This window comes from Exiguobacterium sp. s75 (genome assembly GCF_018617145.1).
Taxonomy (GTDB): domain Bacteria; phylum Bacillota; class Bacilli; order Exiguobacteriales; family Exiguobacteriaceae; genus Exiguobacterium; species Exiguobacterium profundum.
This window is the reverse complement of record NZ_JACSJQ010000001.1, coordinates 107,297-134,197: the sequence shown is the minus strand read 5'-3', so window position 1 is coordinate 134,197 and position 26,901 is coordinate 107,297. Positions and strand designations below refer to the sequence as shown.

Below are 26,901 nucleotides of genomic sequence, written 5' to 3'. Positions count from 1 at the left end.
ATTTTTTATGGAATGGACGACGTTGAATAATAACGTCAAGATGCCGATGCTCGGGCTCGGTGTCTATAAGGTCGAAGATGGCGCAGTGACGGTCGATACGGTCAAAGCTGCGCTCGATGCAGACTATCGATTGATCGATACGGCTGCGATTTATCAAAATGAAGAGAGTGTCGGACAAGCGCTTCGTGAAGCAGGCATCCCACGAGAGGACGTCTTTGTGACAACAAAGCTTTGGAACGAGTTCCACGGATTCGACGAGGCGCTCCAAGCGTTTCAGGATAGCTTAGATCGGCTCGGACTCGAGTATGTCGACTTGTTCCTCATCCACTGGCCGATGCCTCGTTTCGGTAAATTCGTCGAAACGTACAAAGCACTCGAACAGCTGTATGAAGAAGGACGCGTCCGAGCAATCGGGGTCTCGAACTTTGAGATCGAGCATTTGGAGCAAATCATTCAATCATGCTCAATCGTCCCGGCCGTGAACCAGGTCGAGATCCATCCATATTTGTCTCAGAAAGAACTGATTGCATTCTGCAAACGATATGACATCCAGATTCAAGCGTGGAGTCCACTCATGAAAGGACGCGAAGCGCTCGAAGATGAGACGATCGTCAAGATTGCGAACGCTCACGGCAAGTCACCGGCCCAAGTCATTTTGCGTTGGCACTTACAGAACGGCGTCGCCGTCATCCCAAAATCCGTCACACCGAGTCGAATCAAAGAAAATATACAGGTATTCGACTTCACGTTGACGAAAGAAGAGATGGCGGCCATCGATGCGCTCAATCGTGACGAGCGGACCGGGTCCGACCCGAAAGAGATGCATAAAATCCATTACTGAGGAGTGAATGACATGTTCAAAAAACTGGCTTCTGATTTGACTGGCTTCAGCGACATCGGTGAGGTGATCGACCCGTCCGATTTTGATAAGGCGGACTCGGATGATTATGTCCTCCATGAGGATAACGAAAAGATCTATTTCTTGATCAAATCAAAATCGGATGAATACTGCTTTACAAACTTAGGTATGATTCACCTTGATGGAACGAGTGCGATGAGTTCGAAACGAGTGCTATATCGTTACCCTTACGCACACTATCCGATTAAGCACGTCATGTTCGAGACGGCCGGCACCGTCGACCTCGATGTCGAAGTCAAATTCACAATCGGCGACAAGCCATACTCAATCGATATCAACAAGAAACAAATCGAGCACGTGAAAGATTTGTACAAGGCACTCCTCGCGATTGAAGAGATTCAGCGGGAAGGCCGTCGCATGATGGAGTATGCGAACACATCACTGACTCACTCCGTCTCGATCTTGAGCGGACTTCGTGAAGGTGACATGAACGTGCCGAACACGTTCAAGGAATTGAACGAGCAATCGTTCGATTGGCTACAACGCCACTATCATGAATGGAACCGTAAAGACTTCGGTACGGTTTACGAGAAATACATCAATAACTAAAACAACTCCTCCGCAGACGATTTGTCTTCGGAGGAGTTGTTTTTAGTTCTCATCGATCAATTGCTCGGCCAACCGCTGATACAAGTGGCTCATATGAACGGCAGATGCGATGGCGAGCGTTCGCTTGACATCGCTCTCTTTTTCGAGCGATGTACTTAATAGCGTGTCCGCCTGGGCTTCGAACGCTTCTAGATTCTTCACTTTCTGAGCCTGATAGGCCTCGTAGAAGTCTTCAAGTGAGAACGTCTCATCCGACTCGTTCAACGGTCGGAGCGTCTCCTTAATATCACTGATCGACAAGAGACCTTTCATCTCATAAATCAAACTGAGTAACATCAGATGTTCATTTGTATACTTTTTATTTTTGACGGGATGAAACAACTTGCCCTTGGCATAGTTGTTGATCATCGTCTTCGTCAAAATGGTCTCCTCCTCGTTTCGCTTCATCTTCCCATAATGCTGCTCGAACAGCTGGATGACCTGATCCATGTATAAATCGATGGTCGGCAGCACATCCCGCGGGAGTGTGCCTTCCGTTTCGGTAATGTCCTTCGCTTTCATCTACCTCACCTCACTTCCTAAGTATAAAGAAAACTTCCATTTGTCGAAAGGTACACCTTGCTGTTTGTTCCTCTTCAGTATATCATGTAGTTATCGATACTACATGATGTGATAAGGAGTGTTTTACATGCATTCGATTTTCCGTGAACCCATCAACGCATTGACGCATCTTGCTGGTGCAGTACTGGCTTTCATCGCCCTCATCGCGATGGTCGTCAAAGCCTCGTTACTCGGCTCGCCGCTTGCCATTATGGCCGCGATTCTATTCGGGATCAGCCTCGTCTTTCTTTACTTATCGTCAGGTCTTTACCATAGCATCATCGCCTCACCGAACGTCATCGCTTTCTTCCGGAGAATCGATCATGCGATGATTTACGCATTGATTGCGGGTACATACGCACCGCTCACGTTACTCGCGCTCGAAGGACCGACGCGGTGGGTCCTCTTCGGTACCGTACACGCACTCGCCTTGTTCGGCATTATCTTCAAACTCGTTTGGTTCCATGCCCCGCGTTTCTTGTCCACCGCGCTCTATATCGGGATGGGCTGGCTGTCCGTCTTCTTTATCGGACCGCTCCATGACGTAATCGGCAACGCCGGTATCTTCTGGCTCGTCCTCGGTGGCGTCATGTATACCATTGGTGGACTCATTTACGGGTTCAAGCCAAAATTCGTCAACTGGCGAGGCTGGGGCTTCCATGAGGTGTTCCATCTGTTCATCTTGTTCGGAAGCTTCGCCCACTTCGTCTGTGTGTTTTGGTACGTCTTTTAAGTCCTCCTCGTGGAGGGCTTTTTTCATGAGCCGTTTCCTGTACTTTGAATTCAAGATTTCCTACACTAAGGACAGGAGGGATTCATCATGAAAATTGAAGTATGGTCAGATTATGTCTGCCCGTTTTGTTATATCGGTAAGCGTCGTCTAGAAGAGGCGCTCGAACAGTTCCCACAGGCAGACCAAGTGGAAGTCGAATTCAAGAGTTTCGAACTCGACCCGAACGCCCCGACGAATGATTCACGTACCATCTATGAGGCACTCGCAACGAAATATCGGATGCCGATCGAACAGGCAAAAGGAACGACTGCACAAGTCGCCGCTCAGGCCCGCGAAGTCGGACTCGATTACGATTTTGAGAACATGGTCGTGACGGGTACGCTCGACTCGCATCGTTTGACGCATTACGCGAAAACGGTCGGGAAAGAAAAAGAATTGTCGGAAGCGTTGCTTCAGGCGTATTTTGTCGACGCGAAACACATCGGGAATCACGATGTGCTGCTTGAAATCGCGACAAGCGTCGGACTCGAACGTGACGCCGTGCGTGACGTCTTGACGACTGACGTGTATACGGAAGACGTCCGTGCCGAAGAGAAACGCGCAAGCGACCTCGGCATCACGGGTGTCCCGTTCTTCGTATTCGACAACAAATATGGGGTGTCTGGTGCTCAGCCGACGGAAGCGTTCACGCAAGTGCTCGAAAAAGTCTGGTCTGAGAACAATCCGACGATCCAAGTCCTTTCGAACGGCGCGACGTGCACCGACGACAACTGTGATATTTGATTGATGAAGAAGCCGACGTTTGGCTTCTTTTTTGTGGCTAAATGAATCATTCTCAAGCATAATTATTATCAACAGATAAGAATCGAGGAATACATCTATGTGGAAAAATCGGAACGTCTGGATCATCTTGACGGGCGAATTCGTCGCCGGTCTTGGTCTATGGCTCGGCATCATCGGGAACTTGGAATTTATGCAAGACCGCGTCCCCTCTGACTTTGTGAAGGCGGTCATTCTCGCCATCGGCTTACTTGCCGGGGTCGCCATCGGTCCGCTCGCGGGTCGCTTGACCGACCAAGGTTCTAAGAAAAAAATCATGCTCATCTCGAGCATCGTCCGGGCGCTCAGCGTGATTTTCATGTTCGTCGCCATCGAGACGAATTCGGTCGTGTGGATGGTCATCTTCTTGATTATCTTACAGGGATCGGCCGCTTTTTATTTCCCTGCCCTTCAGGCAGCGATTCCGCTCATCGTGAAAGAACGGGAACTTCTTGCCTTGAACGGCGTTCATATGAATGTGTCTACCTTGTCGCGTGTCATCGGGACGGCGATTGCAGGTGTCCTTTTGACACTGATCTCGCTCCGTAACGTCTACGCGCTCTCGCTCGTCGCCTACCTGTTGCTAGCGGTGGCGACGCTCTTCTTGAAACTCGATGAGACGAAAACGCCCTCGGCGAAAAAGGTCGATGCGAAAGCGTCGAGCGGTTTCAAAGACGTCTTCCCAATCATCAAATCGATTCCCGTCATCTTCATGACGCTCGTCATGACGCTCATCCCACTCCTCTTCCTCGGAGGGTTCAACTTGCTCGTCATCAATATCAGTGAGTTGCAGGATTCGACGGCGATTAAAGGATGGATTTATACGGCAGAAGGACTCGCCTTCATGACAGGTGCCTTTATGATTAAACGGATCGGAGAAAAATTCTCGGCGTTCTCGATTTTATTCTCGTTCTCGTTTTTAATCGGTGTCGCCCAACTGATGCTCTATTTTGCGGACATCCCGTTCATGTCCATTGCTGCGTTCGTTCTCTTCGGCTTCTCGGTCGGATGCTTCTTCCCGACGGCGGTCACGATTTTCCAGACACGGATGCCAAAAGAATATCACGGTCGTTTCTTCTCGTTCCGAAACATGCTCGACCGGATTATCTTCCAAGTCGTCCTTCTCGTGACAGGATTCTTCCTCGACTTGATTGGACTTCAGCTCATGGTCGTCTTGTTCGGAATCAGTTCGATCGCGATGACCGGCGCATTTCTTGTATACACGAGAAAGCATCAATTGCATATCGAGGAAGATTCCACAGAGAAGATGTCTTCCTAACAAAAAAACAAGCGGTGACCAAGGTCATCGCTTGTTTGCGTCTTTGAGCTCTCGCCACCACGTCGTCGTATCATTCCGACCGTCGAGCGTGATTCTCTCCCCGATTTTTGGAGTGAGGACGACTTCTTTTGGTAAGAGAGACGACATCTGTTCCGCTGGGTCGAACCAATCGTGGAACGACAGCGTGAACGCCCCCCAATGGATCGGCATCATTTGGTCGGCCCGTAAATCGTGAAACGCTTGCGCGGTCTCTTCCGGTTGCATATGGACGTCTGGCCAGCGTACGTCATATTGCCCGCATTCAAGTGCGGCAAAATCAAACGGCCCGTACTGTTCGCCAATCATCTTGAAATGCGGCGCGTAGCCACTATCCCCACTGAAGAAGAGCCGATCTGTCTCACCTAGGACGACCCATGATGCCCAGAGTGTGCTGTTGCGGTCCGTCAACGAGCGACCGGAGAAGTGACGCGCCGGCGTACAGACGAATGTCCACGACCCTAACGCATACGACTCGCCCCAATCCCGTTCTACGATTCGTTCTGCCCCAACACCCCATCGTTTCAAATGACTCCCTACCCCGAGCGGTACGATGAACATGGCGACCTTGTCTTGGATGGCAAGAATCGTTCCATAATCGAGATGGTCGTAATGGTCATGTGTCAATAAGACGACATCGATTTCGGGCAAGTCCTCTAGTTCGAACGGCAAGTCTTCACTGAAGCGTTCGTTTTTAGCGAACGGGAGTGGGGATGGGCTACGTCCAAACATCGGATCGACGAGCATCGTCTTCCCGTCCATTTGTACCATGAGCGCCGAATGACCGAGCCAATAGATTCTTGTGAAGCTCGAGCCCGTCTTCTCCTCAAAATCGATTGGCACGATCGGAAGACGTTCGGTAGGCTTACGCAGTGACGTCACATCACGATAGTCGCGCGCCATCGACACCATGTCTTGCGCAGAGAAGTTCATCGGTGTCTCATATTGATTACGGAACTTTCCATTGATCCGGTTCGGAGATTGAAGCGATTTTGGCTTTCGTCCAAGTGGTTTGTACTGTGTCAGAATCGTTCCGGTGACAGCCGCCATTCCAACCAATGAGAGCAACATCGTCTTTTTCATGTAGGTCCTCTTTTCTAATAGTTCGTTGAATTGATTATAGCGTGCCTTCGCCGTTTCTATCCGAGAAAGTATGTCGATTCGCTTATCTTTCAAAAAAAATGGCGTGCTCTTCATTGAGCATTCTGGTTATTCCATTATATCAGTTCTCTTAAACCAAAAAGACCTGCTCACCCGTGTTTGGTGGAGCAGGTCTTCGGTTAAGATTTTTGCAAGATTTTAATGTCGTTGATGATGTCTTCGGTCGGAACGTTTTGGAAACCAGGATACGCCTTGATGATCTTTCCTTCCTGGTCGACCAAATAGAAATACGTACCGTGGTCGACTTGTGTACCTTCGTCAGGCTTCCGGACGAGCGCCTTGAAGTTCTGTTGGGCAAACGTTTCAATCTCGTCTTGCGAGTAACCTGAGAGGAACTGCCAATCTGCTTTCGCAAGGTCATAGCCACTCATAAACTCTTTCATCTTCTCCGGAGTGTCCACCGTCGGGTCGACGCTGAAGGAAACGAATTGCACGTCTTCGACGCCCTCTTCTTCAAGCGCTTCATTCAGCTTTGTCATATTGTATGTCATCGGTGGACAGACGGTCTCACAGCTTGTGAAAACGAAATCCGCCATCCACACTTTCCCTTTTAAATCGTCAAGACTGACCATTTCTTCATCTTGATTCGTATATTCGAACGATTCGACTTCCCAGTTGAGCGGATCCTCAATCTCTTGACCGCATCCTGCTAGGACGATAAGCATCGTCGTCAAACCAATCATCCACCATTTCTTCACACATGCCAACTCCTTATCGCTTTTTGACGTTCCACATGAGGATCGTGATGAGCGTGAAAGCTGTCAATGCGAGGAACGGGATTGTGATGAACCCGAGCCAGTTAATGTATTGACCGCTACACGGAACTCCTTGTGCACAAGGTTGAATTTCTGCAAAACCTGGCACTTTCTGTACCAAGTAATGGTAAAGTGATACGAAACCGCCTATGATAGTAAGCGGTAACACATATTTCCGAACCGCCCGATCTTCCGTGAAGACGGCAATCCCCAAGAGGATGGTCAGCGGATACATAAAGATACGTTGAATCCAACATAGCTCACATGGCACGAACTCCCGGATCTCACTGAAGTAGAGACTGCCGAGCGTCGCCGTCAACGAGACGAGCCAAGCGAGGTATAACCCATACTTTTCGAGAAATGATTTCATCTTACAAATCCTGCTCGATCAGCTCTTGGATTTTTTCGTAATCGAACGGGTCTTCGAGCATCACACCGTTGATCATGATAGACGGCGTGAATTGGACACCGTTCTCTTTTACAAGACCATCATCCGTACTGACTTTTTCAAGCACGGTCGATTCTTCCCCAAGGTCTTGCTCAAACTTCGCCAAGTCGACCGATGTCGTCGTCTTGCTTGCGATTTCTTTCAGCTTCTCGACGGTCACCCACGCATTGTCGTGTTGTTGTGATTCCGGTTGCGCATCGTAGAGCGCCTTATGGAACTTCCAGAACGACTCAGGATCTTGCTCGTATACCGACTCGGAAGCGAGGGATGCCAAAATTGATTCTTGTCCATGGAACAAGACGTTAATATAGCTGAAGCTGACGTCTTCCTTGTCGAGATAATCCGCTTTCAGTTGCGGGTAAATCGTTTCACCCCACTGTTTACACGAAGGACACTTGTAATCTCCGAACTCGACGACGGATACTTTCGCATCCGGGTTTCCGAGTGTCGGTTGTCCTTCAATCGAGACGTGATCGCCACGCTCGGCTGTCGTCGACTCATCTTGGTTGAGTAAGACGAACACCAATGCGATTAACGCGACCGCAACGATGGTCAAGATGACCAACAATTGATTCTTTTTCATTCTCTTCACCTCTATCTATTTTGACTCGTCTTTCATTATAGCGGAAACTCTTCTTCCTATCATGATATCGACTCGTTTTTCATAATTCTCTTCAATTCAAGCTTTAGGAGGTTTATTTACGCATGATCAAGTCTTTTACGATGCGCCTCGGACTCATTTTGGCGCTCAGCATTGCCACGCTCGTCTTTTTACTGACAATCGCCCTCACTTCTCTCATCAGTCATAGGGCATCTGATTCACTCGAACAAGAAATCGGGGAACGCCTGTCGACGACATCGCATCAGTTGGCGGACAAGCTCGATTTTTATATGTGGTCACGCTATCAAGAAGTCCAACTCTTACAGGGTCTCGATTTAGAGGACCGAGATGAAACACGTCGACTCCTCGATCAAGTCCAGACGAACATCCCCGCCTTCTCATGGATGGGCGTCACGGATGCGGCCGGGACCGTCGTCGCTTCGACGAACGGGATTCTCGAGGGAGCCTCGATTGCCGAACGACCGGTTTATCTCAAAGCACAAGATGCTCCCTTTATCGGAGATGTCCACGAGGCGGTCCTCTTAGCTGAATTATTGCCCAATCCGACGGGGGAACCCCTTCAATTCGTCGATATCAGTGTCCCGCTTTTCCAGGACGGCTCGTTTCAAGGGGTACTTGCCACTCATTTAAGCTGGGCCTGGGGGAAAGAAGTACTCGAACATTTCAATCGAACGCTTCATGAACAAGTCGATGATACGGATTTATTCGTCATCAGTGAACGAGACAGTGTCGTGCTCCTCGGTCCAGACGACATGGTCGGAAAACCACTCCCTGTATCCTTTACAGAAGGCGCCTCCGTGAAAGAGTGGGATGACGGTCAAGACTATCTGACAGGCATGTCAATCGGAGAAGGATATGATGAATATCCTGGACTTGGTTGGCAGGTCGTCGTCCGTCAGCCGACGGCAGTCGCGTTTGCACCGGTCGAGACGCTTGAAACGAGAATTCTATGGATTGGTTTATTGGCCTCACTTGTGACGGCTGTACTCGGTTGGCTACTCGCTTCGATCGTGACGAGACCGTTGAAGCGAATCACCGAAACGGCTTCGCTCATGGAACAAGGGAAAGCGAACACGTTTCCCCATCAATCAGGAATCAAAGAGATTGAGTCGCTCGCGTTCGCGCTCGAATCGCTCGTCACCTCCCTTACGGAGTCAGAGTCGGAACGGGTACACTTTGAAAAACTAGCGAATCGTGACGCACTGACCGGTCTTTCAAATCGGGTCGCCCTACGTGAGCAGCTGAATCAACTACACACCTCGAAAGAACCTTACGTCTTCTTCTATCTCGACCTCGATGGCTTCAAGGCGGTGAATGATACATATGGTCATGGGGTCGGGGACGAGGTATTGGTCGAGGTCGCACAACGGTTACGGGCTCTGCCCATCGAGGAGGCCTATCCCGTTCGATTGAGCGGAGACGAGTTCTTCCTCATGTTCCCAAGGACTGAGCGTTCGACCCAACAAATTCGGGAGGTTGGAAACACACTCATCGATACAATTTCTAAACCGATTACGCTAGACATCGCATCGGTGAAAGTCGGGGCTAGTATCGGGGTGTCCATTTGGAGTCCACCGGAACCACCACACATTGCCATCGAACAAGCGGACGACGCGTTATATCGGTCAAAAGCGAACGGGAAACATCAACTTTCTTTCCATGAGTCGCTCTCATGACATCGTTTCCCCATGCAAAAAGGAGTTCATCATGAACTCCTTTTGCTTATTCTTCCGTATTCGTATTCACGTCTCCCTTCTGTTCTTCCTCTTCTGGCATCGGTTCTAAATCCAGCGTATACACGTATTCTCCCCCAAAGTTATTCAAGATGAACAACTCTTCTTCCGCACGTGTCGCCAGTCCGTTCGAGAATCCGATGGCGGCATACATTTCCTCTAACAAAACGTCCTGCTCTTTATCGATTTCATCGAAGATGGCTTGTTCCCAGCGTTCAATGATACCACCGAGTTGAAGATAGTCATCGTTTTTGATTTTATTCTTGTCACGCAACAACTCCAAATAGTCACGAACCTCTTTCAGATTGTCATGCGTCATCGGGATGGCACCCGCTTTTTCTGTCGCCAAGATTTTTTGATGGGTCATCAGATGCATCGCGTCAATAAGATTCCCTTTGTTCAGCTTTTTGGGATCATCAAAGATGAGTCCCGTCGTCTCCTGTGGATTGATGCGGCGCGTCACATTTTGACGCCGCCCGAGTGGGTCTTCTTCCTTGATGATATCAATCAATTCGAGTGCTCGCGTGTAGTCTTCTTCCGTCATCTGCTCCCGGTCAAGTTCATTTGGATTCGGTCCACTCCAATATGTATAGCCAACATAGGAAGCAATCCCGATGACGACAAGTCCCGTCAGTGCAACCCACCAAAACGCTTTTTTCCGTTTCATTCTGTCCCCACACCCTTTTCTAGCTATTCTCCATCAAGGATAACATATTTACCCAACAACAAATCCCATAAAAAGGGTTTCAATATAACCTTACAAAAAAAACACTCGCCCCTACATAGGAGCGAGTACCTTCTCGTTTTACGCTTCGAACAATAATTGTTCTGGATCTTCAATCATGTCTTTAATGTGCTTGAGGAATGTCACAGCCTCACGACCATCTACGATTCGGTGGTCATACGAGAGTGCCACGTACATCATCGGACGGTTCTCCATTGTATCCGCATCGATGGCGACTGGACGGAGTTGAATCGAGTGCATCCCAAGGATAGCGACTTGCGGTCCGTTCAAGATTGGTGTCGAGAGGAGTGAACCGAACACGCCACCGTTTGTGATCGTGAACGTACCACCTGTCAAATCACTCAACCCGAGTTTGTTGTTACGCGCTTTGTCCGCGAGGTGAAGGATATCTTTCTCGATCTCCCCGAAGTTTTTGCGGTCCGCTTCACGGACGACCGGAACGACGAGACCATCTGGAGCCGAAACGGCGATTCCGATGTCATAATATTTCTTCAAGACGATTTCGTTACCTTGGATCTCAGCGTTCAAGTAAGGCATCCGCTTGAGAGCCGCCACTGCTGCTTTCGTGAAGAATGACATGAAGCCGAGTTTGACATCGTTGTCTTTCACGAACTTCTCTTGGCGACGTTTACGAAGTGCCATGACCGCAGACATGTCGATTTCATTGAACGTCGTGAGCATCGCTGCCGTCTGTTGCACTTCAACGAGACGGTTCGCAATCGTCTGACGGCGACGTGTCATTTTGATGCGCTCTTCTTCTTTTCCATTTGCAGCTGCAGCTGGTTGTGGTGCCGAAGCTGCCGCCGCTGGTTTCTGCTCTTTCACAGCCGGTTTCTCTTCATGTCTCGATACATCATGGACGTTGATGCGCCCGATTGGATCATTCGTTTGAACGGCTGAGAGATCGATGCCTTTCTCACGAGCGAGTTTACGTGCAGCCGGTGTCGCGATTGGTCCTTTACCCGGGCTCGCCACGTGCTCTTCACGTTTCTCGACTTTCTTGCCTTCTTCAATAGACTCTGTCTTTTTCTCAGTCGGTGCTTCTGTTTTCGTTTCTGTCGCGTTTTCCGTCTTCGTCTTCGTCGCGACAGCCGTTCCGCCACCAGAACCTGAACCGAGACGTGCGATGACTTCACCGACTTGAACCGTGTCCCCTTCTCCGGCAAGTTGCTCTTCTAACACACCCGCTTCGTCAGCCGGGACTTCGATATTGACTTTATCTGTCTCGAGCTCGACGATGGCTTCACCTTTTTCGACTTGGTCGCCTGGCTGTTTGAGCCATGTCGCGACCGTTCCTTCCGTAATGGACTCTGCTAACTCCGGTACTTTGATTTCGATCACAATGAGTTCCCCCTTAACTTATTTACGATCTTTTTGATATGTGCTCGTGCCTGCACCGCTCGAGACGACGTCACGAGAGAGTGCTTCACGGATGATGCGTGCTTGTTCTTGTTTATGAGCTGTCGGATTCCCTTCAGCCGGACTCGAACGACGGCGACGACCGATATAACGGACATCGAGTCGGTTCGTTGTGACCGCTTCTAAACGAGGCTCGATATATGTCCAAGCCCCCATGTTTTTCGGTTCTTCCTGAACCCAGACGATTTCACGCGCGTTCGGATAACGGCTGATGACGTCACGAATCTCACGAACCGGGAACGGATAGATTTCTTCGACCCGGACGATATGCAAGAAGTCGAGTGACTCTTCTGACTTGCCGACCGCTTCCGCGAGGTCGATTGCCATTTTCCCTGTGCAGAAGACGAGACGTTCGACTTTCTCTGTGTTTTCCCCGAGACCTGGTTGTTCGACGATTGGTTTAAAGCTCTCTTCCGTGAACGCCTCGACTGGTGACGTGGCGAGCGGATGACGAAGCAGACTCTTCGGTGTCATGATGATCATCGGACGAATCTCTTCTTTCCCGAGCATCTCTGCTTGACGACGAAGAATATGGAAGTACTGTGCCGCAGACGAAAGGTTTGCGACTGTCCAGTTTTTCTCCCCGGCAAGTGTCAAGTAACGTTCCATACGTGCACTTGAGTGCTCCGGCCCTTGTCCTTCGTAACCGTGCGGTAAGAGCATGACGAGGCCTGACTTTTGGCCCCATTTCGCGCGTCCCGCCGAGATGAACTGGTCGAACATGACTTGTGCCGAGTTCGCGAAGTCACCGTATTGTGCTTCCCACAGGACGAGTGTATCTTGTGCGAATACGTTGTAGCCATATTCAAATCCAAGCACCGAACCTTCTGAGAGCGGGCTGTTATAGACCGAGAACGATGCTTTCGCCGTCGACAACTCATGGAGTGGCGAGAATTTCTTACCTGACTCGACATCGTTCAACATGATGTTCCGTTGGGCGAACGTTCCGCGCTCTGAATCTTGACCGCTCAAGCGGACCGGCGTACCATCTGAAAGAATTGACGCGAAGGCGAGCGTCTCCGCATGACCCCAGTCAATTTTTCCACCTTCGCTGAACGCATCACGACGACGGTCGAGTACTTTTTGAAGCTTATGGAAGACACCAAAGCCTTCCGGCCAGTTCAATAACTCTTCATTCAATTGCGTGAGGAATTCTCGTTCGACGCTCGTGTCGACTTTCGGGAATCCTTTATGGACCGCATCCGGTAACACGATGTCTGCATCCTCTTCTTCAGAAGGAACGAGATCACGTGCCGCCTTTAATGCCTCTTCGATTTTTTGTTCGATTTGCGCCTTCTCATCTTTCGTCATGACGCCTTCTTCCTCAAGTCGTGCGGCATAGACGTGACGGACAGACTGGTGTCCTTTGATGGCTTTGTAAAGGACCGGGTTCGTGTTCATCGGTTCGTCCATTTCGTTGTGACCGTATCGGCGGTACCCGATCAAGTCGACCAAGATATCTTTATGGAACTTGGCACGATACTCACTGATCAACTTCGCGACGGCAACACATGCCTCCGGATCATCCGCATTCACATGGAAGACCGGAATCTCGTAGCCTTTGGCGATATCACTTGCGTAACGCGTCGACCGTGAATCGTTCGGGTCCGTTGTGAAACCGATTGTGTTGTTGGCGATGACGTGAACCGTCCCACCTGTACGGTAACCCGTCAAGTTTGTCATGTTGAGTGTCTCCGCGACGATGCCTTGTCCTGGGAAGGCCGCATCTCCGTGGATCAAGATTGAGGCTGCCAAATCGTCGTGCTGTACAGCCGATCCTTTTTCAGAACGGTCATCTTGTGCGGCACGCGTGTATCCTTCGACGACCGACCCGACGAACTCGAGGTGACTCGGGTTGTTCGCCAAGTTGAGACGGACTTCTTTTTGCTGTTCGACCACTTTCCGGTCAAGACCGAGGTGATATTTCACATCGCCTGACCAACCGAAGTTGATGCCGATTGACCCTTCAGATGGGATCAATTCTTTGTTCGGTGCGTGCTGGAACTCCGCAAAAATCATTTCGTATGGTTTGCCGAGAACATGGGCAAGTACGTTCAAACGTCCACGGTGGGCCATCCCGATGTTGATATGTTCCGAACCGCTCGAAATGAGGCCTCCGACCATCGCATCGAGAAGTGGCACCATCGCATCCAATCCTTCGATCGAGAAGCGTTTTTGTCCGACGTATGTTTTATGAAGGAATGATTCAAACAGTTCTGTTTCAGCCAAACGTTTGAATAACTCAATTTTTTCTTCTTTCGAGAAGGTTTGCTGTAACGCCCCTTGCTCGACTTGACGGCGAATCCACTTCTTCTCTTCCATGTCATCTAAGTGACGGAGTTCGATGGCGACCGTTCCTGTATAAACGTCAAGCAAGTGACGGAATAGTTCCAAGGCGCTCGCGTTTGGTTTTGGTGCATCATCTGATAAAAGGCGGGCTGGAATTTGTTTTAAGTCTTCTTCTGTCAAATCATAGCGTGACAGTTCGAATAACTCCTGCTCGCGCGGATGGTCTTTTAGTGGATAAATATCAGCTGCTTTATGACCGAAAGCACGGATGTCGTTGATGAGCCGTGTCGCCGAAACGACCTTCTCTAAATCAAACGATGGACCCGAGACTGGAACTTCTGTCGGTGTCGACGTTTCCGGTGCCCCAAATTCGTCAAAATATCGGCGCGTTTCTTCATCGACCGATGATGGGTCTTCCAAATATTGTTCGTACAGTTCAATGATGTAGCCTAAGTTAGGACCATAAAATGCTTGCGATTTCTCGTGAACATTCGACGACTCTCCCATTGAATAAATCCCCCTTATCCATTCCTAAACGTTCAATCTGTGAACGCTTTCATTTTAACATGTAGCCCGAAGCAGTTCACCTTTCTCCTACCCTGGTGAACAAAACCAAATCTTGCCTCTTACGCTCAACTTCATACTACACCTTTCGTCGCAGAAAGACCCTTACAAATTCACAATTCGTCCATACTATTTCAATAAGTTTTGCTTATCGATAAATTGTGTCTTGATGTATTTGTTTCAACAATTTCAAAAAAAGATGAAACCTTATTTCAAACAGCCCCGTAATAGGGAGTGTAGGCATTACACTATTACTCTTAACAGAAAGCTAGGTGACCACATGTTATCCGTACAAAATGTCCATAAAAAGATGGGAAAAGCAACGGTATTGACAAATGTCAGTTTTGACGTTGTTCCAGGAGAAATTTTCGGATTCCTCGGACCAAACGGCGCCGGGAAGACGACAACTATTCGAATCATCACAGGTCTCATGCCTGCGACGCACGGGACCGTGACAGTCGATGGGTATGACGTGGCGAACAACCGCCAAGAAGCGCTCAGCCGAATCGGGGCCATCGTCGAGAATCCTGCATTCTATCCGTACATGACGGGCCGGGAAAACTTGATTCATGCGATGAACTTGATTCCGAACTTGAAAAAAGTCGACTTGAATGCACTCGGTGCCCTCGTCGGACTCGACGGAAAGCTCGATATGAAAGTCAAACAGTACTCACTCGGGATGAAACAGCGCCTCGGGATTGCCCGTGCCTTGTTGCATAACCCAAAAGTGCTCATCTTAGACGAGCCTACGAACGGTCTTGACCCAGCCGGGATCGCCGACCTTCGGAATTACTTACGCCACCTTGCGGACCACCGCGGAATCGCCATCCTTATCTCGAGCCATTTATTGAGCGAGATGGAATTGATCACCGACCGTTTCGCAATCATTGACCAAGGACAAATCAAGTCAGTGGAAGACGGACAGACGAAGGCTGACAGCGTCATCCTCTGTAAAGTTGCCAAGGAGCAGATGAACGAGGCGCTTGACGTCGCAGCACTCGCCTTCGATGATGTGAAAATCGTCCAGCAGTCTGCCGAGTCGTTTATCGTACCGCGTCAAGAGACAGACATTCCGGTCTTACTGAAACAATTAATCGAGCGCGATATCGCCGTCTATCAAATTGGCATGAAACACGAGTCACTCGAAGAACAATTCTTGAAATTGACGAAAAAAGAAGGAGGTACGAACAATGCGTTCATTACTCAGCAATGAATGGATGAAATGGCGTCGTACGATTAAACCATACGTCGCCCTAGGCGTGTATACAGCAATCATCCTCATCGTATACGCTGTATTGGCCAGTGGTGAAGGTACACCAGAAGCGGCATCATTCTTTGAATTTTCAACGATGGGTGCCATCGCTTTCTTGAGTATTTTTACGATTGTCTTTACGGCCGAGATGGTCGGGAACGAATTGAAATTTGATACGTTGAAACACTTGTTGATGAGCCCGTACTCTCGCGACCGCATCTTATTGTCGAAGCTCGTCATGGCCGTCCTCGTCATGTTGCTCCAATTCGTCTTTATCTTGGTCGTCGCGTTCGGGTTCTCACTCACGTTAGACGGCTCTGTCACATGGGATGTCGTCCGTCCGATCCTCATCAGTGTGAGCGGACCGATCTTCATCATCTTCTTGACGCTCATGTTCTCGGTCGTCTTCAAGTCGGTCGGCGTCGTCATCGGTTTCACGGTACTCGCAAACTTCGCCTCAAGTATCATCGGCGGTCTTCTCGTCGCTTGGAAACCTGAGCTTGCGAAATGGATTGTCTTCTTGCATACAGACCTTTCCATCTATGACGTCAACCCAGAGTTTATGAAAGCGATGGACGCTACGATGGGCTTCTCGATTTTCTATGTCGCCCTTCATATCATCGCCTTCTATCTCATCACGGCATTTATGTTCCGCAGTAAAACGTTCGCTGAATAAGCATACTTCAAATGAAAAAGTGGTACCTCTTTGCTATAGGCGTTTTATAGTGAGGAGGTATTTCTATGTCTAAGACAGCATTACTCATTATTGATATGTTCAATGATTTTGATTTTGATGGTGGCGACATGCTACGTACGCATACACAAGTGATTGTTGATCCGATTCTCAAGTTAAAAAAACATTTTAAAGAGACGGACTTGCCCGTCATTTATTGTAATGATAACTTCGGACAATGGAAAGATAGCACGGAAGACATCATTGAGTATGTAAAGGCTTCTAAGGGTGAACATATTGCCTCGCAAATCGAACCGGAAGATGAAGAGTATTTTATTATAAAACCAAGGCACTCCACTTTCTTTGGAACTCAGTTAGATATTTTACTTCGTCAGTTAAACGTGACGAAATTGATTTTAACCGGAGTCGCGACGGATATTTGTATCCTCTTTTCTGCCAATGATGCATATATGCGTGACTATGATATATATGTACCTCGTGATTGTGTGGCGGCAGAAACATCAAAACGTCACGAAAGTGCCTTGACGATTATCGATGAAGCACTGGGAATTGAAATATCTCCTGTGTCTGAATATATGAGTCACATTCAAAAGTGATTTATAGTAATCATCGCGGTCACAAAATCCTAACATTTAGAACGTTTTGAAGCTCTTCTTCTAAGCTATTCTTAAGTTATAACGGTCAGTAAAGGGTGTGATGTTTTTGTACCTAACAATCGGATTAGCCTTGCTCGTCTGTTTGATTGCAATGATTTTCACTATTATGGTCGGGCTCGGGAAAGACCGCTCCACGTACAGTCAAAAGAAGAGCTGGTCGATGGTATCTTGGCTCTACATCATCTTGCTCCCTGTCTCGTTCATCGGACTCGGACTCCTCTACTATTTCATTACGAAATAACACAAAAATCACGATGCCAGCATATAGGCATCGTGATTTTTTTATGCAATCAAGTCACTCCAGATTTTGATGGTACTCGCCAAGATGAGTAGCGCTAAAATCCATTGGAGTGCTTTTGTATTCATATTCTTCCCGACATTCGCCCCGATTGGAGCGGCAATCAGGCTCGCGATAATCATAATGATGGCCGGACCCCAGACAATTTGATCGGTGATGATTTTACCGAACGTCGAGCCAATCGACGAGATGAAGGTGATGGCGAGAGAACTCGCAATCGCCATCTTCGTCGGGATGCGTAAGACGACAAGCATGATCGGCATGAGAATGAACGCCCCCGCTGCCCCGACGATTCCTGCGGCGATTCCTACAATGAAGGCAGAGCTTGCTGCGATCACTTTGTTGAACCGGACTTGGTCGAGTGGCATATCGTCCACTTGTGGCTTCGGCAAGAACATCATGATTGTGGCAATCGTTGCGAGTACGGCATAGACGACATTGATCATCACTTCCGAAAGAATCGTCGATCCGTATCCACCGATGAAGCTACCAATTAATACCGACACCCCCATGTAAAGAATCAACTGCTTGTTTAAGTATCCACCTTTACGATAAGCATAAATCCCGCCGATTGTCGCAAAGAACACTTGAATCGCACTGATTCCGGATACTTCATGCGCGCTGAAAGCCGCGAACCCTAGAATCGGTGGAATGTATAGCAACATCGGATACTTGATGATCGATCCACCAATCCCGACCATCCCAGAAATGAACGACCCGATAAATCCAATTAGAAAGATTGTAATGATAAACCCGAACTCCATATAGACTCCTCCATTTGCTCTCGTCTTCTCTACTTATTCAATCGATTCCCAGGCCATCATCCCGCCTGATACGTCATAGATTTCCGTATAGCCGGCATCCTGTAATTGACTAGCAGCCTGGGCACTTCGGTTACCGCTCCGACAGATCACATAGATTGGTTCGTCTTTCGGATAAGGCAGTTGATTTGCATCTAATGAAGAAAGTGATGCGTTCACCGCCCCTTCGATATGCCCCCCCTCGTATTCAGACGATTCTCGTACGTCAAGGAGTGTTATTTCTTCGTTTTCCAATTTGTTTTGTAGAGTTTTAACGTCAATTCTCGTAATTTCATCCTTTTCTGATGTGATTACAAAGATAAAAATCGCCATTAAAGCCAAAACTCCGACAAATAAGGAAATTCTCTTCATGTTTTACCCTCCAATTCTTTTCACTTGCGCTCATTATACCTTAGGGGGTATATTAAAGCCAACGAAACATTCTCGTTGCCAAAAACCTTAACCATGAAAAGGAGATCACAGACTCATGAAGACGATTACGACTACTGAATTAGAAGCGTTACTTCAAGCAGACGACTCACTCAACCTCATCGATGTGCGAGAGGTAGACGAATATGCTGGAGGTCACATCAAACAAGCGAAGAACGTACCACTTTCTGAATTCGGGGCAAAAGTCGATGAGCTCGATCGCTCTAAACCGATTCACGTCATTTGCGCAGCCGGCGGACGCAGCATGAACGCATCTGCCTATCTCGATTCACTCGGATTCGATGTCACGAACGTCGACGGTGGGATGATGAGCTGGCAAGGCGAAGTCGAATAAACGATTACATCCATAGGGGGAAATTGATATGCTATTACGTTATTTTTATGATGAAAAATTAGCACAAGCTTCATATATGGTCGGTTGCCAAATGACGGGAGAAGCCATCGTCATCGACCCGGCCCGTAACATCGAACCTTATCTTCAAGAAGCGAAAAAAGAAGGTATGAACATCGTCGCAACGGCAGAGACGCATATCCATGCGGACTTTGTATCGGGATCACTCGAACTCGCGAAGCGCACAGGTTCGAAAGCCTACCTATCAGACGAAGGTGATGCTTCTTGGAAGTATGCATTCGCGAAAGAAATTGACGCACAGCTCGTCAAAGAAGGCGACACGTTCAAAATCGGAAACGTGACACTTGAAGTCATGCACACACCGGGTCACACACCGGAACATATCTCGTTCCTCCTTTATGACCGGAACCAGACACAACCGATGGGGATCTTCACAGGAGACTTCGTCTTCGTCGGGGATATCGGTCGCCCTGACCTTCTCGAAGAAGCGGCCGGTGTGAAAGGAACGACGGCAATCGGCGCGGAACAAATGTTTGATTCACTCAAAAAGTTCATGGCGCTTCCTGACTTCGTTCAAGTCTGGCCAGGACACGGTGCAGGTAGTGCTTGCGGGAAAGCGCTCGGCGCGATTCCAACATCGACGGTCGGTTACGAGAAAGCGACGAACTGGGCGCTTCAAATGACGGATAAAGATGCCTTCATCAAAGAGTTGACGACGAATCAACCCGAACCACCGAACTACTTTGCCATGATGAAAAAAGTGAACAAAGAAGGTATCCAAGTGACGACGGAAGTCGCTCGTCCTGAAGTCATCGGGTCGGACCGTCTCGATACACTCGTCGAAGAGACGCAAGTCGTCGACACGCGTAAAGGAGAAGACTTTGCGAACGGACACGTACCAGGGACAATCAACATCCCGTACAACAACAAGTTCGTCTCGTGGGCTGGCTGGCTCGTCAACTTCGACAAAGACATCACACTTATCGCAAGTGCGGATGACGTCGATCAAGTGCAGACCGACCTTCAATCAATCGGTCTCGATCGCCTTCGCTTCATCGTCCCAGTCGAAGAGCTCGACGCATCACTTTTGACGGAAACGTATACGGACGTGACGGCAGAAGAAGCAATCGAAGCTGCTGAAAAAGGTGACGTCTTCGTCCTCGACGTTCGAAACGCGACAGAATGGAACGCGAGCCATTACGAAAAGGCAGAGCGCATCTTGCTCGGTAAGCTCGCAAGTGACCACGAAGGTCTTCCGACAGACCAAACGATTGCGGTGCATTGTGCGTCAGGCGTCCGCTCACGCATGGCGGCAAGTGTCCTTCAATCGCTCGGCTACAAAGATATCCACAATATCCTCGGTGGCTATGGCGCGATGAAAACTGTCTTGAACGCTCAACAAATCAAGTAATGCTATACTGACTATGAATATGGCGCCCGCTTCGAGAGGGGCGCCTTTTGTTTAGGAGGGAAAGACGTGGTCGCCATCGGTCCACTCAACATTCGTTTCGATTTACTCATCTTTTTACTAAGCCTTGCCGTCCTTTACGGCATCTTCCGCTTTCTCGGGTTGTCGAATAAACAGCGTGAAGCCGTCATCGGGACATGGTTCTATGGTTTTCTTGCCTGGAAAGGAAGTGCCATCGTCATCGGTCTGTTGACGACACGTGACCTATCGCTCGCTCTTTACGCCACAGGAGGCGTATGGTCTCAATGGATTGCAGCTGCTGTCGTCCTTTGGTTCGTCTATCGACTCGACCGGAACCTTTTAGGGTATTGGGTGCTGAGCGGACTCCTCATTTGGTTCGGAATGACACTCGCGGTTCCAGTATACGGGACGATTTTGAACCTTTCCGACCAGCCGATTCATCTATGGAGCGCCATGCTCATTTTTCTGCTACTCGGAACGACGTGGCGCTGGATGCATGAACCGACTCGTGGAAACATTCTTTGGACAGTATGCGGTGCATCCGGCATCTGGCTATTTAAGTCATATGCGGTCGGACAGATTCAATGGTGGATAATTGTCATCGCCCTCGTTCTCTTCGGATTGACGGTCTATCTCGCCCGCCCTTCAAAGAAAGTGATTCAAATTAGTGTCGGAGTCCTGGTCGTTCTCGCGGTCGTGAATGCTGTCCTGCCAGAGAAAGCGACACAATCTGTCACGACAGAGACGGCGTCAACCGGTTTGAACATCGGGCAAATTCCCCCTTCGTTCGAATTACAGCGAACTGATGGGAGTACATTCGACTTAACTTCACTAAGTGGTCAGCGCGTCGTCGTCAACTTTTGGGCGTCCTGGTGCCCGCCTTGTCGGGCGGAGATGCCGGATATGGCGGCGTTCGCGAAAGAGCGAGATGACGTGACCATCGTCGCCGTCAACACGACGACGAGTGAACGCGACCCCGCCGATGCCGTCTCGTTCGTCGAACCGTATGAAGACGCATTTACCGTCGTCTATGACCGTGACGGCCAAGTTGGAGATGCGTATCGGATTCAGGCGATGCCGACGACGTATGTGCTCGATGAATCGGGTGTGATCATCGCGAAGCAATTTGGTGCCATCGACAAGAATTGGCTCGACGCCCAATTGAATTGAACATGACAAAACCGCCGACAAAGAGTTGTCGGCGGTTTATCTTATTGCTTCAAATAGCCTTGTGCTTTCAAAAAGTCTTTGACGTCAAGCCGTGTCGATTTCGACAACATGCGCCCCATTTGACCAGTCCACGTATCTTTACGCGGGTTCGAGCCACGGACCATATAGTAATCGTGGATCAACGCATCGTAATCGGAAAGGGACTGCTTCATCCGTTCTGGATTCGCTTCATACATATTTTCATGGTAGACATGTTGGAACGGTAAGCGTGGTTTTTGATCCTCGACTGAGGCCGGTACACCGACGGCCATCCCGAAGAGCGGAATGACCCGTTCCGGCAATACGAGCACTTCTTTCACCGCAAAGAGGTCGTTCCGAATGCCACCGATATAACAAATTCCGAGCCCCATCGACTCTGCCGCCACTGCTGCATTTTGAGAGGCAAGTGCAGCGTCGATCACCGCGACAAGCAACTTTTCATCAGTCTCAAGTGTTGAGGACACTTCTGTTTCTTGCAGTTCACCAATCACTTCATGGCGGTGCAAATCCGCACAAAAAACGAAGAAGTGACCGTTCTCGACGACATAGGACTGGTTGCCCGCAATCTCGGCAAGTCGTTTCTTCTTCGCTTCATCGGTCACCCCGATGATGGAGTAGGCTTGGATAAAGCTAGACGTCGATGCCCGTTGTGCGCTCTCGACGATGGTCTGGATTTGTTTGTCTGTCAATTTCTCGTCCGTAAAATCGCGGACGGAACGGTGGTTCAATAAAGTCTCAATCACTTCGTTCATACGTTCTTCCCCCTTTTTTTCAATCTTGGCATAAGCTCTCTGAATCCACAAATGAGAGGAATCCATCGAGCACATTTTGAGGGAGGACGCTCACATCTCGTCTTCTTATGCTATCATTATAAGCTACATAGTAAATACGACAGTGTAACTTCGAATAAGGAGCGAGATAGATGAAAAGAATACCATTTTACATTCCATTTCTGCTTGGGGTGCTGCTCCTCTCCGGTTGTACGGATGCCGATGTGAGCGTCCCGACATCGACGTCAACTGAGCAAACAGTTGAAGAGGAACCTGTACAAGAGGAACAAACCACCGAGATCCCTGAATCTGAAGGCGATCTTTTTGAAGGCTATACGAAGATCGAGGTCGATGGCGGCGATCAGTCCGGCACACGTGAAGCGAATGTCGTCGTCGATATCGGCTTCGGCGATCGTGAGTATTGGGCGTTCACGAACGAACATGGTCAACTGGTTCGTGTGATTGCCGACGAAATCACGCTTCAAGACGATGAAACCGAAGACGTTAATTCTTCAGGACGCTATTATGCAGACGAGGCAAAAGTTCCGGGTGTCGAAGACCCGAACCTCGACGAAGGCCATATCATCGCCGATTCACTTGGCGGTGTCTCGAACGCCTATAACATCACGCCACAAAACAGCGCACTCAACCGTTACGGCGACCAGGCATTCATGGAAGATGTCATCCGGAAGGCTGGCGGGGCGAAAGACTTCGAAGCCATCATCACCTATCCGAACACGACGACTCAGATTCCTTCCCGCTACCAATACACGTATACCGTACGGGGCAATACGGTCACCGATACGTATGATAACGTGGATCCGGAGGAAGTGAACGAATCGCTCGGATTGACGGATGATTCCCCTCCTGCAGTGACGACGGAGCCGGTCGAGGAACGTGAATTATCCGATATCGACCTTGACGGAAATGGACAAGTGACGATCAAAGAAGCCAAAAATGCCGGATTCGAGATGCCGATTACGCGTGACCATTGGTTGTACCAGTATATGGACGACCGAGACGGTGACGGGATGGTCGGGGAATAACTATTAGGAGAGATGATATGCATAAAATTGGATTTATAGGTGTTTTCTTTACTTTGTTCTCGCTTTTTTTGATAGAGGTTATATCGTATAGCAACGGGATAACAGAAGCGCCAAATCCTTTACTAGAACGTACACTTGTTTATATTGTTCTAATGGGACTTCTATCTGGTGTCTTGATTCTCATTGACTCTATTATTTATTTTAACAAAAGTAGGCGATAATTCTCCCTCCTCTAAGCGTCTCGGGGCGTAGCCCAGCGTAGGTGGGAGATGAATCGTCCGGTCCAAACATCTTTTCCCCTTGTGACAGATAGGACGAACAAAAGTTCGTGATTCCGTCAGATTTTCCATCCCCCTTCGCGGGTATCGGATGAGGAAGATACATCACGATCTGCTGGAGGGAGGAGGGACGGACATGCTGAAAGGCTACAAATACAGGCTCCACCCGACGCCGGCACAGGCCGAGTTCCTCATCAAGACGATTGGCTGCGCCCGGTTCATCTACAACAAGCTGCTCGAGGACCGCATCGCCATCCGCGAGGAGGCGAAGGCGGGGGACGGGACGAGACGGAAACCGGCGACACCCGCATCCTACAAGCCCCTGTTCCCGTTCCTCGCCGAGGCGGACAGCCTCGCGCTCGCGAACGCGAAGCTGAACCTCGACACCGCGTTCGCGAAGTTCTTCGCCGGGACGGGCGGCTTCCCGGCCTTCAAATCGAGATGGCGGTCGCGCGCTTCCTACATGACGAACAACCAACATGGCACGATCCGCATCGAGGCGGGCAAGGTTCGGCTGCCGAAGGCCGGGTTCGTGCGGTTCACCCAACATCGTCCGTTCGAGGGCGTCATCCGGTCGGCGACTGTGTCGATGACCAAGACAGGCAAGTTCTTTGTCTCCCTGCTCGTCGAACAGGACGATGAACCATGGATCCCAGCCGAGAACAAGGTCGGGATCGATCTCGGTCTAAAACACTTCGCCGTCATGACGAACGATGCGATGGTCTCGGAGAAGATCGACAACCCTCGCTTTCTCCGACAATCCGAAGCGAAGGTCAAGAAGGCACAGCGGGCGCTGTCGCGAAAGAAGATTGGGAGCAAGAATCGTGAAAAAGCCAAATTACTTTTAGCTAAAAAACACGAAAAGATTGCCAACCAACGCAAAGATTTCCTTCACAAACTGTCGAAACGAATCGTTGACGAGAACCAAGTCATCGTCGTGGAGACATTGACATCGAAGGACATGATGAAGAACCACAAGGTCGCGAAGTCCATCGGGGATGTCAGTTGGCACGAGTTCGTCCGGCAACTCGAATACAAATGCAAGTTCTACGGACGGACGCTCATCAAGGCCGACCAATGGTTCGCATCGACGCAAATCTGTTCCACTTGCGGAGTAAAGGGCGAGAAGAAAGCGATGGATGTCCGTGAATGGACGTGTGCCTGTGGCGCGCATCATGACCGTGACATCAACGCGAGCATCAACCTGTTGATGTTGGCCGACTGACAACCATTCAGGGCAGGGACTGCCCGACGAGCTTGGTCCATAACCGTGGCTGGTAAGAGCACGGTCTTCCCAAGAAGCTCCCACTTCAATTTGCGAAGCAAATAAGTGGTGAGTAGTTCACAAGACGCTAAATACAAATAAGTGTAGCTCATGGCTAGTCATTTGGCTGAATGTGTTTATGGTAACTGCATTCTACAGATGATTGTCGCCATGGGCTTTTTTGTGTTCACTTTGATATTTCCTTTCATCATACAAAAAACCGCGGTGTAAGACCGCGGTTACGTGTTTAGTTCGACATTTGATTCAAAAATGGTGCGAGATCGATGTTCAACTCTTTCGAGAGACGCTCTCCGAGTTCACGGTCCGCACGATAGAAGTTGCAGATCAAGAGGAGAACGGTCTTCTCGTGACGAACTTTTTTGATATGCGCCACGAGGTTACGAACGAGCGCATCCTTCTCTTCCTGAGAATAGCGACGATACACCTCTCCGGCTTGTCCGAAGTCGTTCGTCTTCTCAATCTTCTGACGACCCGTCACGCCTGTGATCGGTTGCGGCGTCTCGATATAGTCCGCATTTGGCTTCGGCGCGTCTTCGTAACGGTTCGGCTCGTAGTTGACCGGACTCGTCTGTTGCTTGAACGGCATCGCCCCGTCACGCTGGTTGTTCGCGACTTGAGCGAATGGGCAGTTGATTGGGAGTTGGAGATAGTTCGGTCCGATGCGGTAACGCTGCGTATCCGAATACGAGAAGAGTCGTCCTTGGAGCATCTTGTCTTCTGACGGCTGGATCCCTGGTACGAGGACGCCTGGGTTGAAACCGACAGACTCAGTCTCGGCGAAGAAGTTGTCGACATTTTTGTTGAGGGTCATCGTTCCGACCAATTGATACGGGATGACATCTTCGAACCAATCTTTCGTCGCATCGAGCGGGTCGAAGTCAAAGTTGTCCATATCCGCTGGGTCGAGAATCTGTACATATAGATCCCATTCCGGATAGTCTCCATTTTCAATGGCGTTGAACAGATCACGTGTCGCATGGTTGAAGTCTTCTGCTTGGATTTTCGCCGCTTCTTCCATCGACAAGTTTTGAATTCCTTGCTTCGGTACCCAGCGCATCTTTATGTACACCGTGTTGCCGAATTCATTCACCCACTTGAAGGAATGGACGGATGACCCGCGCATGTGGCGATACGATGCCGGAATGCCTTCGTCACTAAAGAGATGCACGAGCATGTTCGTTGATTCAGGTGTGAGCGACATGAAGTCGAAGAAGCGGTCCGGGTCTTGAAGGTTCGTTTGTGGGTCCGGCTTGAGCGAGTGAATCACGTCCGGGAATTTAATCGCGTCACGGATGAAGAAGACCGGTAAGTTGTTTCCGACGAAATCATAGTTCCCTTCTTCTGTGTAAAACTTGACGGCGAAACCGCGTGGGTCACGAAGCGTCTCAGGTGAACCTAATCCGTGGATGACGGTCGAGAAGCGCGCAAACACAGGCGTCTCTTGCCCTTCTTCTTGCAAGAATGCGGCTTTCGTATAGCGTTTCATACTATTTTTTACAGTGAAGACACCATGCGCCCCTGCGCCTCTCGCGTGAACGACACGTTCTGGTACTCGTTCACGATCGAAATGCGCTAATTTCTCAATTAGTTGGTAGTCTTCGAGAAGCGTCGGGCCCCGACGACCCGCAGTGATGGAGTTGGCGTTATCCCCGATTGGTACGCCTTGGTTAGTAGTTAGTTGACGGTGTTGATCCATATGATTGCCTCCCAT

General features: G+C 49.4%; 27 protein-coding genes. 15 read left to right on the top strand and 12 right to left on the bottom strand.

The window, feature by feature from the left end; all coding sequences use genetic code 11:
* Window positions 1–7 precede the first annotated feature (7 nt).
* Window positions 8–841: an aldo/keto reductase gene (locus tag KNO68_RS00710; RefSeq protein WP_078146482.1), complete on the top strand. Its 834-nt coding sequence runs from the start codon at window positions 8–10 to the stop codon at window positions 839–841.
* A gap of 12 nt (window positions 842–853) precedes the next feature.
* A complete protein-coding gene (locus KNO68_RS00705; protein WP_015881030.1) occupies window positions 854–1,468 on the top strand; it encodes a PH domain-containing protein in 615 nt (204 codons plus the stop codon).
* Window positions 1,469–1,510: 42 nt separating this feature from the next.
* On the opposite strand, the gene KNO68_RS00700 is transcribed toward KNO68_RS00705, so the two are convergent.
* Window positions 1,511–2,029 carry a DUF1836 domain-containing protein gene (locus KNO68_RS00700; RefSeq protein WP_214684836.1) on the bottom strand — a complete coding sequence of 173 codons (519 nt, stop codon included), beginning with the start codon at window positions 2,027–2,029 and terminating at the stop codon, window positions 1,511–1,513.
* Window positions 2,030–2,156: 127 nt separating this feature from the next.
* Between KNO68_RS00700 and trhA the strand changes: the two genes are divergently transcribed.
* The 3 genes from trhA (at window position 2,157) to KNO68_RS00685 (ending at window position 4,899) form a co-directional block, all read left to right on the top strand.
* The gene (gene trhA, locus KNO68_RS00695) at window positions 2,157–2,801 is read left to right on the top strand and encodes a PAQR family membrane homeostasis protein TrhA (RefSeq protein WP_031421292.1); all 645 of its coding nucleotides are present in this window, start codon (window positions 2,157–2,159) and stop codon (window positions 2,799–2,801) included.
* An 87-nt stretch (window positions 2,802–2,888) separates the two neighbouring features.
* Window positions 2,889–3,584, top strand: coding sequence for a DsbA family oxidoreductase (locus tag KNO68_RS00690; RefSeq protein WP_214689284.1), 696 nt, complete (start codon window positions 2,889–2,891; stop codon window positions 3,582–3,584).
* A 97-nt stretch (window positions 3,585–3,681) separates the two neighbouring features.
* Entirely contained in the window at window positions 3,682–4,899 is a 1,218-nt protein-coding gene (locus KNO68_RS00685) for an MFS transporter (RefSeq protein ID WP_214689286.1), read from the top strand.
* Between the two features lie 24 nt (window positions 4,900–4,923).
* On the opposite strand, the gene KNO68_RS00680 is transcribed toward KNO68_RS00685, so the two are convergent.
* The 4 genes from KNO68_RS00680 to KNO68_RS00665 form a co-directional block, all read right to left on the bottom strand.
* Window positions 4,924–6,018, bottom strand: coding sequence for an MBL fold metallo-hydrolase (locus tag KNO68_RS00680; RefSeq protein WP_214684842.1), 1,095 nt, complete (start codon window positions 6,016–6,018; stop codon window positions 4,924–4,926).
* A gap of 197 nt (window positions 6,019–6,215) precedes the next feature.
* A complete protein-coding gene (locus KNO68_RS00675) occupies window positions 6,216–6,794 on the bottom strand; it encodes an SCO family protein (protein ID WP_031421282.1) in 579 nt (192 codons plus the stop codon).
* Window positions 6,795–6,807: 13 nt separating this feature from the next.
* On the bottom strand, window positions 6,808–7,221 hold the full coding sequence (locus KNO68_RS00670) for a disulfide oxidoreductase (protein WP_214684844.1): 414 nt from the start codon (window positions 7,219–7,221) through the stop codon (window positions 6,808–6,810).
* A gap of 1 nt (window position 7,222) precedes the next feature.
* Window positions 7,223–7,882: a DsbA family protein gene (locus KNO68_RS00665; RefSeq protein WP_215111908.1), complete on the bottom strand. Its 660-nt coding sequence runs from the start codon at window positions 7,880–7,882 to the stop codon at window positions 7,223–7,225.
* A 122-nt stretch (window positions 7,883–8,004) separates the two neighbouring features.
* Here KNO68_RS00665 and KNO68_RS00660 point away from each other — a divergent pair, with 122 nt between their 5' ends.
* A complete protein-coding gene (locus KNO68_RS00660) occupies window positions 8,005–9,597 on the top strand; it encodes a diguanylate cyclase domain-containing protein (RefSeq protein ID WP_214684848.1) in 1,593 nt (530 codons plus the stop codon).
* A 46-nt stretch (window positions 9,598–9,643) separates the two neighbouring features.
* On the opposite strand, the gene KNO68_RS00655 is transcribed toward KNO68_RS00660, so the two are convergent.
* The 3 genes from KNO68_RS00655 to KNO68_RS00645 form a co-directional block, all read right to left on the bottom strand.
* Window positions 9,644–10,321: a DUF6241 domain-containing protein gene (locus tag KNO68_RS00655; protein WP_214689300.1), complete on the bottom strand. Its 678-nt coding sequence runs from the start codon at window positions 10,319–10,321 to the stop codon at window positions 9,644–9,646.
* A 138-nt stretch (window positions 10,322–10,459) separates the two neighbouring features.
* Window positions 10,460–11,740 (bottom strand): 2-oxoglutarate dehydrogenase complex dihydrolipoyllysine-residue succinyltransferase, encoded by a 1,281-nt coding sequence (gene odhB, locus KNO68_RS00650; protein WP_214731778.1) that lies wholly within the window; start codon window positions 11,738–11,740, stop codon window positions 10,460–10,462.
* 18 nt (window positions 11,741–11,758) lie between these two features.
* Window positions 11,759–14,614 carry a 2-oxoglutarate dehydrogenase E1 component gene (locus KNO68_RS00645; RefSeq protein ID WP_015881016.1) on the bottom strand — a complete coding sequence of 952 codons (2,856 nt, stop codon included), beginning with the start codon at window positions 14,612–14,614 and terminating at the stop codon, window positions 11,759–11,761.
* Between the two features lie 337 nt (window positions 14,615–14,951).
* On the opposite strand from KNO68_RS00645, the gene KNO68_RS00640 reads away from it, so the two are divergent.
* The 4 genes from KNO68_RS00640 to KNO68_RS00625 all read left to right on the top strand — a co-directional run bounded on the left by KNO68_RS00640 (window position 14,952) and on the right by KNO68_RS00625 (window position 17,514).
* Window positions 14,952–15,884, top strand: a complete 933-nt coding sequence (locus KNO68_RS00640) for an ABC transporter ATP-binding protein (protein WP_074037619.1) — start codon at window positions 14,952–14,954, stop codon at window positions 15,882–15,884.
* Window positions 15,862–16,599, top strand: coding sequence for an ABC transporter permease (locus tag KNO68_RS00635; protein WP_047795575.1), 738 nt, complete (start codon window positions 15,862–15,864; stop codon window positions 16,597–16,599). The genes KNO68_RS00640 and KNO68_RS00635 overlap by 23 nt, the downstream gene beginning before the upstream one ends.
* A gap of 65 nt (window positions 16,600–16,664) precedes the next feature.
* Window positions 16,665–17,213 (top strand): cysteine hydrolase family protein, encoded by a 549-nt coding sequence (locus KNO68_RS00630; RefSeq protein ID WP_215111907.1) that lies wholly within the window; start codon window positions 16,665–16,667, stop codon window positions 17,211–17,213.
* Window positions 17,214–17,313: 100 nt separating this feature from the next.
* Window positions 17,314–17,514 carry a hypothetical protein gene (locus KNO68_RS00625; RefSeq protein ID WP_074037621.1) on the top strand — a complete coding sequence of 67 codons (201 nt, stop codon included), beginning with the start codon at window positions 17,314–17,316 and terminating at the stop codon, window positions 17,512–17,514.
* Window positions 17,515–17,555: 41 nt separating this feature from the next.
* Here the strand turns inward: KNO68_RS00625 and KNO68_RS00620 are convergent, their stop codons facing one another.
* Entirely contained in the window at window positions 17,556–18,335 is a 780-nt protein-coding gene (locus tag KNO68_RS00620) for a sulfite exporter TauE/SafE family protein (protein ID WP_074037622.1), read from the bottom strand.
* Window positions 18,336–18,368: 33 nt separating this feature from the next.
* Window positions 18,369–18,743, bottom strand: a complete 375-nt coding sequence (locus KNO68_RS00615) for a rhodanese-like domain-containing protein (protein WP_240499791.1) — start codon at window positions 18,741–18,743, stop codon at window positions 18,369–18,371.
* A gap of 115 nt (window positions 18,744–18,858) precedes the next feature.
* On the opposite strand from KNO68_RS00615, the gene KNO68_RS00610 reads away from it, so the two are divergent.
* The 3 genes from KNO68_RS00610 to KNO68_RS15070 all read left to right on the top strand — a co-directional run bounded on the left by KNO68_RS00610 (window position 18,859) and on the right by KNO68_RS15070 (window position 21,772).
* A complete protein-coding gene (locus tag KNO68_RS00610) occupies window positions 18,859–19,155 on the top strand; it encodes a rhodanese-like domain-containing protein (RefSeq protein WP_015881009.1) in 297 nt (98 codons plus the stop codon).
* A gap of 28 nt (window positions 19,156–19,183) precedes the next feature.
* Window positions 19,184–20,584 carry an MBL fold metallo-hydrolase gene (locus tag KNO68_RS00605; RefSeq protein ID WP_214814206.1) on the top strand — a complete coding sequence of 467 codons (1,401 nt, stop codon included), beginning with the start codon at window positions 19,184–19,186 and terminating at the stop codon, window positions 20,582–20,584.
* A gap of 66 nt (window positions 20,585–20,650) precedes the next feature.
* Window positions 20,651–21,772, top strand: a complete 1,122-nt coding sequence (locus tag KNO68_RS15070) for a TlpA family protein disulfide reductase (protein WP_214814209.1) — start codon at window positions 20,651–20,653, stop codon at window positions 21,770–21,772.
* A gap of 41 nt (window positions 21,773–21,813) precedes the next feature.
* Here the strand turns inward: KNO68_RS15070 and nfsA are convergent, their stop codons facing one another.
* Entirely contained in the window at window positions 21,814–22,563 is a 750-nt protein-coding gene (gene nfsA / locus KNO68_RS00595; RefSeq protein WP_078146470.1) for an oxygen-insensitive NADPH nitroreductase, read from the bottom strand.
* A 170-nt stretch (window positions 22,564–22,733) separates the two neighbouring features.
* Here nfsA and KNO68_RS00590 point away from each other — a divergent pair, with 170 nt between their 5' ends.
* On the top strand, window positions 22,734–23,627 hold the full coding sequence (locus KNO68_RS00590; RefSeq protein ID WP_078146469.1) for a DNA/RNA non-specific endonuclease: 894 nt from the start codon (window positions 22,734–22,736) through the stop codon (window positions 23,625–23,627).
* 414 nt (window positions 23,628–24,041) lie between these two features.
* Window positions 24,042–25,130 carry an IS200/IS605 family element RNA-guided endonuclease TnpB gene (gene tnpB / locus KNO68_RS00585; protein ID WP_215111906.1) on the top strand — a complete coding sequence of 363 codons (1,089 nt, stop codon included), beginning with the start codon at window positions 24,042–24,044 and terminating at the stop codon, window positions 25,128–25,130.
* Window positions 25,131–25,416: 286 nt separating this feature from the next.
* On the opposite strand, the gene KNO68_RS00580 is transcribed toward tnpB, so the two are convergent.
* Window positions 25,417–26,886: a catalase gene (locus tag KNO68_RS00580; protein WP_078146466.1), complete on the bottom strand. Its 1,470-nt coding sequence runs from the start codon at window positions 26,884–26,886 to the stop codon at window positions 25,417–25,419.
* Between the last annotated feature and the right edge of the window lie 15 nt (window positions 26,887–26,901).